The sequence below is a fragment of the Streptomyces fragilis genome, assembly GCF_003112515.1.
GTDB lineage: Bacteria > Actinomycetota > Actinomycetes > Streptomycetales > Streptomycetaceae > Streptomyces > Streptomyces fragilis.
The window spans coordinates 83,916-96,592 of the sequence record NZ_BEVZ01000010.1 but is presented as its reverse complement, the minus strand read 5'-3'; the positions used below and the strand labels follow the sequence as shown (position 1 = coordinate 96,592).

General features: G+C 74.1%; 6 protein-coding genes and 1 tRNA gene. 1 reads left to right on the top strand and 6 read right to left on the bottom strand.

Annotated features, from left to right (window positions below; all coding sequences use genetic code 11):
• Positions 1-93: 93 nt before the first annotated feature.
• On the bottom strand, positions 94-1,374 hold the full coding sequence (locus Sfr03f_RS27985) for a DUF2786 domain-containing protein (RefSeq protein ID WP_108956988.1): 1,281 nt from the start codon (positions 1,372-1,374) through the stop codon (positions 94-96).
• Positions 1,375-1,472: 98 nt separating this feature from the next.
• Here Sfr03f_RS27985 and Sfr03f_RS27980 point away from each other — a divergent pair, with 98 nt between their 5' ends.
• Complete coding sequence (locus Sfr03f_RS27980) at positions 1,473-3,146, top strand: bifunctional 3'-5' exonuclease/DNA polymerase (protein ID WP_108956987.1); 1,674 nt, start codon at positions 1,473-1,475, stop codon at positions 3,144-3,146.
• Between the two features lie 51 nt (positions 3,147-3,197).
• Here the strand turns inward: Sfr03f_RS27980 and Sfr03f_RS27975 are convergent.
• The 5 genes from Sfr03f_RS27975 to topA all read right to left on the bottom strand — a co-directional run bounded on the left by Sfr03f_RS27975 (position 3,198) and on the right by topA (position 12,628).
• Positions 3,198-3,271, bottom strand: a tRNA-Thr gene (locus tag Sfr03f_RS27975).
• Positions 3,272-3,391: 120 nt separating this feature from the next.
• A complete protein-coding gene (locus Sfr03f_RS27970; protein ID WP_372514221.1) occupies positions 3,392-4,984 on the bottom strand; it encodes an alpha/beta hydrolase in 1,593 nt (530 codons plus the stop codon).
• Positions 4,985-5,047: 63 nt separating this feature from the next.
• Positions 5,048-6,253, bottom strand: coding sequence for a DNA polymerase III subunit delta' (locus Sfr03f_RS27965; RefSeq protein WP_108957049.1), 1,206 nt, complete (start codon positions 6,251-6,253; stop codon positions 5,048-5,050).
• A gap of 206 nt (positions 6,254-6,459) precedes the next feature.
• Complete coding sequence (gene tmk / locus Sfr03f_RS27960; protein ID WP_108956985.1) at positions 6,460-9,558, bottom strand: dTMP kinase; 3,099 nt, start codon at positions 9,556-9,558, stop codon at positions 6,460-6,462.
• Between the two features lie 193 nt (positions 9,559-9,751).
• Positions 9,752-12,628, bottom strand: coding sequence for a type I DNA topoisomerase (gene topA / locus Sfr03f_RS27955; RefSeq protein ID WP_108956984.1), 2,877 nt, complete (start codon positions 12,626-12,628; stop codon positions 9,752-9,754).
• Positions 12,629-12,677: the final 49 nt, after the last annotated feature.

Genomic DNA, 12,677 nt, shown 5'->3' with positions numbered 1-12,677 from the left:
TCCCCGTTTTCTGCTCGTGTGCCCGGTAACCCTCCCCGCATTCAAGAGGACTGCCTCCCACGGGGTGGCGGTTCCGCACGCACGCTACGGGACTCAGCCGCGGTCGCCGCGGCCGCCCCGGCCGGGGATCCCGGGACGGCGACCCATCCTGGCCCGGTCGGCCGCGTCCCGGCCCTGTATCCATCCCTCCTCGTCGCTGACCCCGCGCAGCCGGGTGGTCCTGGTGTGCGGAAAGAGCCGGTCGGTCTCGGCCCGCACCGCCGCCTCACGGGAGGCGAGCACCGGCATCAGCGCCTGCCCGGCCTCCGCCTTGGCCTCCGTGATCTCGTGCTCCGCGGCCTCGGCCAGCCGGGCGCCCATCCGATGGGCGTACGCGGCCAGGAAGGACTGCCGGAAGGTCTTGGTCCGCCGCCGCCCGCCGCCCTTTCCTCCCCCCTTGCGCAGCGCGGCCTCCGCCTTGGTCATCGCGCCGGTCGCCTGCACCAGGAGCGAGGTGTACAGCAGCTCGACGACCTCGAGGTCCGCCTCGTGCCCGACCACCGTGCTGAAGCAGAACGCCTCGTTCCACACCGCCTGACAGTTGTTGGCCCGCGCCACCGCGTCCAGCAGGACCGCCTTGGCCTGCTCGTACGGCGGCTCCACCCCGATCCGGCACGCCCCGGGCCCGCCAGCCGCCGGCCCCTCGCCGCCGGCGGAGCCGTCCGGAGCGAGCAGCGCCTCGTCGATGCTGTGCCGGGCCATCAGCTCCTGCGCCTTCGCGGTCAGCGCCTCGGCCTCTTCCGGGTAGCCGGTCGCCTCGGCCTTGGCGAGCAGCGCCCGGATGCGGCCCAGCATCCGTGAGGCCGGCTCGGCACGCTCCGCCTCCCCCGCGGCCGGCCGCGGCCTGGGCTCCACGACCGGTTCCAGGGCGGGCAGCCGCAGCAGCAGGCGGTAGAGCTCGAGTACAACCGTGGCCCGGGTGAAACGGTCTTCATGACGGGGCGGCGCGGGCGTCAACTCGGCTAGCTGGGCCGCCCAGCGACGCCCCCGGGCAGGCGCACCGGGCCGGGAGCCGCCGCAGACACCGTTGCGGGAGCCCTGCCGGGGGTCCGGGCGGGAGTCCTCCGGGGCGCCGGCTTCGGCGAGAATCAGGTCGGAGACCACGTGAACGTGGGCCTCCTCCAGTTCACGCCGGACCATCCGGACCACGTCCGCGGGCTGCCAGCCCCGCCTCCAGAGGGCGGCCGTCAGTTCCCGGCCCCGGCGGGACAGCTCGGCGTCCGCCCCCGGGTCGGCGGCCAGCAGGGACGCACCCGCGTCCAGGGCCGTATCGGTGTCGGCGTAGAGGGCGGCGGCGAAGGCACGCTCGACGGTGCCGGGCTCGGTGGTGCTCACCCGGTGATCCTGACACGGGAACCGGGGGTGCGGGAAAGTTGTCCACAGGCTGTGGACAACGAGCGGCGTTGTCGTACCTACCTGGCAGACTCGACCGCATGACCGGCCGGTGGGCTCTCGCACCCGTCGAGGGCGGCGGCGCCGATGTCGTCCCCCTCGGCCCCGACGACCTGCCCTCCGGCCCGGTGCGCCGCGAGCCCGACCTCGCCGAGGCCGTGCGTTCGCGGCCCGGGGTCACCCGCTGGGTGTGGCGCTCGACCGCGGAGGTCTACCCGCGCCTGCTGGCCGCCGGAGTGAGGGTCGAGCGCTGTCACGACGTGGAAGACGCCGAAACCCTGCTCCTCGGCCATGAGGGCAGGAGCGGCGAGCCGCGGAACGCCGCGGCCGCACTGGGCCGGCTGCGCGGCGGCCCGGTGCCGCCGGACCCGCCGACGCGGAACGCGGACCCTTCGGCGCAGGACCCGTTGTTCGAGGCCGCCGATCCTGTGGACGTGCCGCTCGCCGACCTGCTCGCCGTCTACGCCGAACAGCGGCGCCGGCTGGCCGCCACCGCCCACCCGGACCGGATGGCCCTGCTGCTGGCAGCGGAGTCCGCCGGCACCCTGGTGGCGGCGGAGATGAACCGCACGGGCCTGCCCTGGCGGGCCGACGTGCACCGGGAGGTGCTCCGGGGCCTGCTCGGCGAGCGCTATCCGGGCGCCGGCGAGCCACGGCGACTGGCCGAGCTGGCGGACGAGGTCTCCGCCGCGTTCGGCCGCCGGGTGCGGCCCGACCTGCCGGCCGACGTGGTCAAGGCGTTCGCCCAGGCCGGTGTCCGGGTCCGCTCCACCCGTCGCTGGGAGCTGTCGAAGCTCGACCATCCCGCCGTACCGCCGCTGCTGGAGTACAAGCGGCTGTACCGCATCTGGGTCGCCCACGGCTGGTCCTGGCTCCAGGACTGGGTGCGCGAGGGCAGGTTCCGCCCGGAGTTCCTGCCCGCGGGCACGGTGACCGGCCGCTGGGTCACCCACGGCGGTGGTGCGCTGCAGATCCCCAAGGTGATCCGGCGGGCCGTGATCGCCGATCCCGGCTGGCGGCTGGTGGTCGCCGACGCCGACCAGATGGAGCCCCGGGTTCTGGCCGCGATCTCCCGCGACCCCGCCTTCATGAAGGTCGCGGGCCGCGAGAGCGACCTCTACCAGGCGGTCTCGGAGCGGGCCTTCGCCGGTGACCGGGACCGCGCCAAGATCGCCGTCCTCGGCGCCATCTACGGCCAGACCTCCGGCGACGGCCTGAAGAACCTGGCCGCGCTGCGCCGGCGGTTCCCCCTCGCGGTGGCCCACGTCGACGAGGCCGCCCGCGCCGGCGAGGAGGGGCGCCTGGTGCGCACCTGGCTCGGCCGCACCTGCCCGCCCGTGGGCGGTCAGGAGGAGGCGGAGGAGGCGGGCATCCCGCTCGCGGAGGACGACGACGAGCTCGGACCCGGCCGCTCCACGGCGACGACCCGCGCCCGCGGCCGGTTCGCCCGCAACTTCGTCGTCCAGGGAAGCGCCGCCGACTGGACGTTCCTGCTGCTGGCCGCCCTGCGCCGCCGCCTGCGGGGGCTCGCGGCGGAACTGGTGTTCTTCCAGCACGACGAGGTGATCGTGCACTGCCCCGCCGGGGAGGCGGAGCAGGTCACGGCCGCCATCCGGGAGAGCTCCGCCGAGGCCGCCCGCCTCACCTTCGGCGACACCCCGGTCCGCTTCCCGTTCACCACGGCGGTGGTGGAGTGCTACGCGGACGCGAAGTGACGCGAGCAAGAAAAAAGCCAGGTCACAAGCTGTGTGACCTGGCTTATTCGGAGCCGCTTTCGGGATTCGAACCCGAGACCTACGCATTACGAGTGCGTTGCTCTGGCCATCTGAGCTAAAGCGGCACGTGCTGACCGCACCATGGTGCGACCGGCGACGACGGTAAGTCTACACAGTTTCCGAGGGTGCTCCGAACCGGCGATGAACCCGCGGCGAACCGGCGATCGACCGGGCGTTCCGCGAGGTCAGACGCAGCGCTTCCCCTCCGGCGGGACGGTGCCGCGGAGCAGGTAGGCGTCGACCGCCGCGTCGACGCAGTCGCTGCCACGTCCGTAGGCGGTGTGGCCGTCACCGTCGTGGGTGAGGAGCCGGCCGGAGGCAAGCTGACCCGCCAGGGCCTTCGCCCAGACGTAAGGGGTGGCGGGATCGCGGGTGGTGCCGACCACCAGGATCGGGGCGGCGCCCTTCGCCTCGATGCGCCGGGGCTCACCGGTGGGGGCGACGGGCCAGTAGGCGCAGTTCAGCGCGGACCAGGCCATCGTCTCGCCGAAGACCGGCGAGGCCTTCTCGAACGCGGGCAGCGCCTCGCGCACCTCCTCCGGGGAGGAGAACGCCCCGGGCAGGTCCAGGCAGTTCACCGCGCTGTTGGCGAACATCAGGTTGGAGTACCGGCCGTCGGGGTCCCGCTCGTAGTAGCTGTCGGACAGCGCCAGGAGCTCGGTGCCGTCCTTGTGCCGCCGGGCGGAGTCGAGCGCTTCGCGGAGCTGGGGCCAGGCGCCCTCGTCGTACATGGCGGCGATCACGCCGATGGTGGCCAGCGACTCCGTCAGCTCACGCCCGTCCGGGTCCTCGGCTTTCAGCGGCCGGGCGTCCAGCTTCTCGAAAAAGGCCTTCAGCCCGCGTCCCACCTCGGCGGGGGTGGCCCCCCTGCCGCCGACCGGGCAGTCGGACTGTCGCACGCAGTCACGGGCGAACGCCTGGAAGGCCGTCTCGAAGCCGGCCGTCTGGTCCAGGTTCAGCCGGCGGGCCGGCAGCGACGGGTCCATCGCGCCGTCCAGCACCAAGCGCCCCACCCGCGAAGGGAACAGCCCCGCGTAGGTGGCGCCGAGGAAGGTGCCGTAGGAGGCGCCGACGTAGTGCAGCTTCTTGTCGCCCAGCACCGAGCGCACCATGTCCATGTCGCGGGCCGTCTCCACCGTGGAGACGTGGCGCAGCAGCTTCGCGGACCGGCCGCCGCAGCCCTCCGCGAAGGTCTTGAACGCCTTCACCAGCGAGTCCGTCTCGGCGTCCTCGTCCGGGGTGAAGTCGGTGCTCGTGTACGTGTCCATGTGCGGCCCGTCGAGGCAGTCGACCGGCTCGCTGCGGGCGACACCGCGCGGGTCGACGGCGACGACGTCGTACCGGGCCCGCACCTCGGCGGGGTACCCCAGCGCGGCGTAGCCCTGCAGGTAGTCGACGGCGGAACCGCCCGGGCCGCCGGGGTTGACGAACAGCGAGCCCAGCCGGCGGCCCGGCCCCGTGGCCTTGGTCCGCGACACCGCGAGCCGCACCTCGCCGGCGTCCGGCCGGTCGTAGTCCAGCGGCGCGCGCATCGTCGTGCACTGGAACCCGGGCGCGCCGCAGTCCCGCCAGGAGGGCTTCTGCTCGTAGAAGCGGGCCAGCCGCGGCTCCACCTGGGCGGGAAGCGCGGCGAGCGCCGGACGGGCGCCCGGATCACCGGGCTGGTCCTCGACGGCGCACGCCGTCAGCAGGAGCGCGGAGGCGGTGGCGACCGCTCCGGCCAGGCGCGCGGCCCGCCTGGGGCGGGACACGGAACGAGGGCTGCGGCTGATCTCCACCCGGTCACGGTAACTCTCCGCAGCCGTGCTCACGCCCTGTGCCATGGATGTCGCCCGCACGGGCTAACCGTCGCGCAGAGCCATGGTCATGGCCTCGACGGCCAGCAGCGGCGGCACGTTGCGGTCCAGCGCCTCGCCGCACGCGCCGATCGCCTCTATCCGGCGCAGGGTCGACTCGGGGGTCCCGGAGCGCGCCAGCCGCTGCAGCGCGTCCTCGGCGTCCGCGTTGGCGAGCGCCACCCGCGTGCCGAGCTGGAGGGCGAGGACGTCGCGGTAGAAGTTGGTGAGGTCGGTCAGCGCCAGGTCCAGGCTGTCTCGCTGGGTGCGGGTGCGGCGGCGCTTCTGCTTGTCCTCGAGGTCCTTCATCACGCCGGCCGTGCCCCGCGGGAGCCTGCCGCCCTGGGCCGCGCCGAGCGCCGCCTTCAGTTCGTCGGTCTCCTTGACGTCCAGTTCCTCGGCCAGCGCCTTGGCGTCGGCGGCCGCCGCGTCCACCAGCTCCTGCGCGGCGCGCAGGGCTCCGCCCACGTCGCCCACCCGCAGCGGCAGCCTGAGCACCGAGGCCCGGCGCTCGCGGGCCGCCGGGTCCACGGCGAGCCTGCGGGCGCGGTCGACGTGTCCCTGGGTGGCGCGGGCCACCGCGTGGGCGGTGTCCGGCTCGATGCCGTCGCGGCGGATCAGCAGGTCTGCGACGGCCTCGACCGGTGGGGTCCGCAGGGTCAGCAGCCGGCAACGGGACCGGATGGTGGGCAGCACGTCGTCCACGGACGGCGCGCACAGCATCCAGACGGTGCGCGAGGCCGGCTCCTCGACCGCCTTGAGGACGGCGTTGGCCGACTTCTCGTTGAGCCGCTCGGCGTCCTCGACGAGGATGACCTGCCAGCGGCCGCCCGCCGGGGCGGTGTACGACTTGCGCACGGTGTCGCGCATGTCGTCGACCAGGATCTGCGCGCCGGTCGCGACGACGGTGGAGACGTCGGCGTGGGTGCCGATCAGGGCCGTGTGGCAGCCGTCGCAGAAGCCGCAGCCGGGGGCGCCGCCGAGGGCGCGGTCCGGGCTGACGCACTGCAGCGCGGCGGCGAAGGCGCGGGCCGCCGCCTCCCGTCCCGCACCGGGCGGGCCGGTGAACAGCCAGGCGTGCGTCATCCTGGACGCCTCAGGGGCGGGAGCGCCCTCGTTCGCGGCCGTGACCAGCGCGTCGGCGTCCCGCGCCGCGGCGTCCAGTTCGGCGATGACCCGCTCCTGGCCCACCAGGTCGTCCCATACGGCCACGGGCACCGCCTTTCGTTCATGTCGTACCGCCGCCTCCATTGTGCGGGTCGGCCAGGACAGCCGGCGCACGGGCGGCGGCCGGCCCTCCCGTCTTCGCCGGTCCTCACCCGCGTGCGCCGCCCGCCTCCGCAGCCGCCGCACACGCGTACGCCGCCCCGGCCGGGTGTCCAGCACCTGAAGGGGCGGCGTACCTGTGCGGGCGGCGGTCAGCGACGGCGGCCGCGGCGGCCCTTGCCGTCGCCGCCGTCACGCTCGTCGTACGGGCCGAGCAGTTCGTCGGCGAGGCTGGGCAGGTCGTCCATCGGCGTCTCCTCCGCCCAGCCGGCGCGGCGGCGCCCGTCCTCGGCGCCGACCTGCGGGAGCTCGCGGGTGACGTCCGCGTCGCGCGGGATCTCCCGGGTGGCCTCCGGGTCCGGCTGCTCGATCCGGGGCAGCACCGCCGTCTCGTCGGCCGGCCGCGTCACCTGGGGGATCTCCATCGTCGCGTCGTTCTCGGCGACCCGCGGGATCACCGCGGTCTCCTCCTGCGGGGAGACCACCGGCGTCGGCACGGTCAGCGCCTCGTCGTCCGGCGCCTTCGACATGTTCACGCGGTCCTGCGGGCCGCGGTCGTCCTCACGGGCCTCGTCGCGGGACGGGGCCGGCGCGGGCTCCGGGGCCTTGGACATCGGCACCGTCTGCGAGGTCTTGGCGGCCTCGGCGGCCGTCGCCGCGGCCTCCGCCAGGCGGCGGGCCTCCTCGGCGCGCAGCAGCGCCTCCTCGGCCTGCCGCTGCTTCTCCATCCGCCGGGCCTCGGCCTCGGCACGCAGCCGCGCCTGCTCCGCCTCGCGGTTGCGGCGCTCGGCCTCCTCCTCGCGGCGGCGGGCCTCCTCGGCGGCCCGGGCCTCCTCCTCGGCGAGCAGCCTGGCGCGCTCCTCCTCGGCCTTGCGACGCGCCTCGGCCTCCCGGCGGCGGGCCTCCTCGGCCTGCCGCTCGGCCTCACGCCGGCGCGCCTCCTCCAGCTCGCGGCGCTGGCGTTCCTCCTCCTCGGCGCGCAGGCGGGCGAGCTCCTCCTGACGCTCACGCTCCAGGCGCTCCTCCTCGGCCTTGCGGGCGGCCTCCTCCTCGGCCCGGCGACGCGCCTCCTCCTCGGCCTTGCGGCGGGCCTCCTCGCGGGCCTTCTTCTCGGCCTCGGAGAGCGGCAGCATCTGGTCCAGGCGGTGCCGGACGACCGTGGTGACCGCCTCCGGCTCCTGTCCGGCGTCGACGACGAGGTAGCGCCCCGGGTCGCTGGCGGCCAGCGTGAGGAAGCCGGAGCGGACCCGGGCGTGGAACTCGGCGGGCTCCGACTCCAGACGGTCGGGGGCCTCGGTGAAGCGCTCGCGGGCGGTCTCGGGGGACACGTCGAGCAGCACCGTCAGGTGCGGGACCAGCCCGTTGGTCGCCCAGCGGGAGATGCGGGCCACCTCGGCGGGCGACAGGTCGCGGCCGGCGCCCTGGTAGGCGACGGAGGAGTCGATGTACCGGTCGGAGATCACCACGGCACCGCGCTCCAGCGCGGGACGGACCACGGTGTCGACGTGCTCGGCACGGTCGGCGGCGTACAGCAGCGCCTCGGCGCGGTGCGAGAGCCCGGCGCTGGAGACGTCCAGCAGGATCGAGCGCAGCCGCTTGCCGACCGGGGTGGCGCCCGGCTCGCGGGTGAGCACCACCTCGTGGCCCTTGGCGCGGATCCACTCGGCGAGCGCCTCGGCCTGGGTGGACTTGCCCGCTCCGTCGCCGCCCTCCAGGGCGATGAAGAAACCGTTCCCCGCGGGTGCGGCGGTGGGCTCGTCACCGCGGACGGCGTCGCGGAGGTCCTGGCGGAGCGGGATGCCGGACCGGTCGTCGGTCTTGGCCAGCACCAGCGCGGCGACCGGCAGCAGCAGCGCGCCGACCAGCATGAGGACGAACGAGGCGCAGCCGTGCGCGAAGACGAACTTGCCGCTCTCCACGCGGTGCGGGCCGATCGCGGCGGCCAGCAGCGGAGCGGCGACGGCGGCCAGGCCGATCGTGGCGCGGACCACCGCGTGCAGGTGGTCGGTGAGCCGCGGGCGGCGGTACTCCTCGGTCTCCTGGTCGAGCAGGGTGTGTCCGGTGTTGGCGGCGATGCCCGCGCCGATGCCGGCGAGGGCGGCGGTCAGCAGCATGGTCGCCATGTCCGGGACGAGACCGGTGGCCAGCAGCGCGATGCCGGTGAAGGTCAGGGCGAGGGCCAGCAGACGGCGGCGGGAGAGCGCGGGCAGCACCTTGGGGGCCAGGCGCACACCGGCCACCGTGCCCCCGGTGAGGGCGAGCACCAGCAGGCCGTAGGCGACCGGGCCGCCCCCCAGGTCTATGGCGTGCAGCACGGCGACGGCGACCGAGGCGGCGATCGCGGCGGCGACCGAGGCACAGGCGACGACCAGCAGCGGGATGGCGCCGGTGCGGCCCTTGTCGGGGCCGGAGCCGCTGCGCGGGCGGCGCAGGCCCTCCAGCGGGGAGCGGGCGCGCGGGGTGCGGACGGTGGGCAGCTCCAGCCGGACCAGGACGGAGACCGACGCGGCGAACAGCCCGGCCGCGACGAAGGAGGCGAGCGCGGCCTGGTGCCGGCCGAACCAGTCGAGGCCCGCGCCGAGCAGGTTGCTGATCAGCGTGGCGAGCACCAGCACCGCCGCGGCCAGCGGCAGGGCGCCGACGGTGGTGCGCAGCGACAGACGGCGCAGGGCGTCCTGGTGGTCCGGCAGCGGCCGGATGCTGGCGCCCTCCGGGGGCGGGGGCGGCAGCAGGGCGGGCGCGGCGGAGGCACGGCAGATCGTCCACAGCCGCTCGGCCACACCGGTCAGGAAGACCGTGACCAGCAGCGCGGCCACCGCGCCGCCGGGGGTCCAGTCGATCCACAGCGGGGCCAGGATCAGCAGCACCAGGCGGAAGCCGTCAGCGCCGACCATGGTCCAGCGCCGGTCCAGCGGGCCCTCGGCGGAAGTCAGGGAGGTGAGCGGTCCCAGCAGCACGGCGCCGAAGAGCAGGGTCGACAGCACGCGTGCGCCGAGCACGCAGGCGACCGTGACGGCGACACCGCGGGATCCGCCGCCGAAGGTGCTCTCGGCGACCGCCGCCTGGAGTGCCAGCAGCACCAGGACCAGCAGGGCCAGGAGGTCGCCGGTTCCGGAGACGAGGTGGGCGCTCCAGAGTCGCTTCAGCTGCGGCCTGCCCAGCAGGGACCGCACGGCCCGTTCGCGGGAATCTGCGACCAGGGCGTCGTCGGGGTCCGGGGAGTGGGCCGTTGTCTGCTCGGCTCGCGTCATGCGTTCAGCCTATCGGGACGCGCCGACGCCACGGGCCCGGCCTCCGAACGCCGTGCGGCGTCGCGCGCACGTGCGGAAACCGGGCCCCGGGCCGGCATGGTCGGTCGGGTCCGGGGGTTCGATCGTGGGTTGTGGGTGTCGGCGACGCTGCGCGCCGTCCGCCCAGTTCCCTCGATTCCCGGTCCCGGGCGGGTCAGTCCTCGAGCGGCGGCCGATCCGCCGTCTTCTTCGAGGCGGTGGACGCCGTGGTCTTCTTCGCCGCGGAGGTGGTGGTCTTCTTGGCCGCCGTCTTCTTCGCGGCGGTCTTGGCGGCGGTCTTGGTGGCCGTCTTCTTCGCCGGGGCCTTCTTGGCGGCCTTCTTCGCCGTCTTCTTGGCGGGCCCCTTGGCCCGCTTCTCGGCGAGCAGCTCGAACCCCCGCTCCGGCGTGATCGTCTCGACGCTGTCACCGGAGCGCAGGGTCGCGTTGGTCTCGCCGTCGGTGACGTAGGGACCGAAGCGGCCGTCCTTGATCACGGCCGGCTTGCCGCTGATCGGGTCGTCGCCCAGCTCCTTCAGCGGAGGCTTGGCCGCGGCCCGCCCCCGCTGCTTGGGCTGGGCGTAGATCGCCAGCGCCTCCTCCAGCGTGATGGTGAAGAGCTGGTCCTCCGACTGCAGGCTCCGCGAGTCCGTCCCCTTCTTCAGGTACGGGCCGTAGCGGCCGTTCTGCGCCGTGATCTCCACGCCCTCGGCGTCGGCGCCGACCACACGGGGCAGCGACATCAGCTTGAGCGCGTCGTCCAGGGTGACCGTGTCCAGGGTCATCGTCTTGAAGAGCGACGCGGTGCGCGGCTTGACCGCGTTCTTGCCGGTCTTCGGGGTGTCCTCGGGGAGCACCTCGGTGACGTAGGGGCCGTAACGGCCGGCCTTGGCGACGATGGGGCGGCCGGTCTCCGGGTCCTGGCCCAGCTCGCGGTCCCCGCTGGGCTGGGCCAGCAGTTCCTCGGCCAGCTCGACGGTGAGCTCGTCCGGGGCGAGGTCCTCGGGGACGTCCGCGCGCTGGTGGCCCTCGGCGTCCTTCTCGCCGCGCTCGACGTACGGTCCATAGCGGCCCACCCGCAGCACGATGCCGTCGCCGACCGGGAAGGAGGAGACCTCGCGGGCGTCGATGGCGCCGAGGTCGGTGACGAGCTCCTTGAGGCCGCCGAGGTGGTCGCCGTCGCCGTTGCCCGCGTCCGCCGCGCCGCTGCCGCCGGCCGTCCCGCCGGTCTCGCCGGTCTCGCCGGTCTCACCGAAGTAGAAGCGCCGCAGCCACGGCACGGACTCCGCCTCGCCGCGCGCGATGCGGTCGAGGTCGTCCTCCATGCGGGCGGTGAAGTCGTAGTCGACGAGGCGTCCGAAGTGCTTCTCCAGCAGGTTGACCACGGCGAAGGACAGGAAGGACGGCACCAGGGCCGTGCCCTTCTTGAAGACGTAGCCGCGGTCGAGGATGGTGCCGAGGATCGACGCGTACGTCGACGGACGGCCGATCTCGCGCTCCTCCAGCTCCTTGACCAGCGAGGCCTCGGTGTAGCGGGCGGGCGGCTTGGTCGAGTGGCCGTCCGCGGTGATCTGCTCGGCGCTCAGCGGGTCGCCCTCGGAGACCTGCGGGAGCCGGCGCTCGCGGTCGTCGAGCTCGGCGTTGGGGTCGTCGGCGCCCTCCACGTAGGCCTTCATGAAGCCGTGGAAGGTGATGGTCTTGCCGGACGCGCTGAACTCGGCGTCGCGGCCGTCGGAGGCGGTGCCGCCGATCCGGACGGTGACAGAGTTGCCGGTCGCGTCCTTCATCTGGGAGGCGACGGTGCGCTTCCAGATCAGCTCGTAGAGCCGGAACTGGTCGCCGGTGAGGCCGGTCTCGGCGGGGGTGCGGAAACGGTCGCCGGAGGGGCGGATCGCCTCGTGCGCCTCCTGCGCGTTCTTCACCTTGCCCGCGTACGTGCGCGGCTTGTCCGGCAGGTACTGGGCGCCGTAGAGCTGGGTGACCTGCGCGCGGGCGGCGGCGACCGCGGTCTCCGACAGCGTGGTGGAGTCCGTACGCATGTAGGTGATGAAGCCGTTCTCGTACAGCTTCTGGGCGATCTGCATCGTCGCCTTGGCGCCGAAGCCCAGCTTGCGGCTGGCCTCCTGCTGCAGCGTCGTCGTCCGGAACGGGGCGTACGGCGAACGGCGGTAGGGCTTGGACTCGACCGAGCGGACCTGGAACCGCGTGTTCTCCAGCGCCGCCGCCAGGGCTCGGGCGTTCGCCTCGTCGAGGTGGAGGACGTTGGCCGTCCTGGCCTGGCCCCGGGAGTCGAAGTCGCGGCCCTGGGCGACCCGCACGCCGTCGACCGAGGCGAGGCGGGCGACCAGCGAGGAGGGGTCGGACGCGTCCGCGCTCCCGGCCGTGCCGGAAGCCGGGGTGAAGGTGCCGGTGAGGTCCCAGTACTCGGCGGAGCGGAAGGCGATGCGCTCGCGCTCACGCTCGACGACCAGGCGGGTCGCCACCGACTGCACGCGGCCGGCCGACAGGCGCGGCATGACCTTCTTCCACAGCACGGGGGAGACCTCGTAGCCGTAGAGGCGGTCCAGGATGCGGCGGGTCTCCTGGGCGTCGACCAGCTTCTTGTTCAGCTCGCGCGGGTTGCGCACGGCCTGCTGGATCGCGTCCTTGGTGATCTCGTGGAAGACCATCCGCTTGACCGGGACCTTGGGCTTGAGCACCTCCTGCAGGTGCCAGGCGATGGCCTCGCCCTCGCGGTCCTCATCGGTGGCGAGGAAGAGCTCGTCGGATTCCCGCAGAAGATCCTTGAGCTTCTTGACCTGCGCCTTCTTGTCGGCGTTCACGACGTAGACGGGCTGGAAGTCGTGATCGACGTCCACCCCGAGGCGCCGGACCTCGCCGGTGTACTTCTCGGGCACCTCCGCGGCGCCGTTGGGAAGGTCGCGGATGTGCCCGACGCTCGCCTCGACGATGTAGCCAGGGCCCAGATAGCCCTTGATCGTCTTCGCCTTGGCAGGCGACTCGACGATGACGAGTCGGCGGCCGCCCTGTGCGGTCTCGCTGGTCGGGGACAACTTCTGCTCTTCTCTCCGGTCGACGCGGGGTCTTCCCCGGGATGCTCCG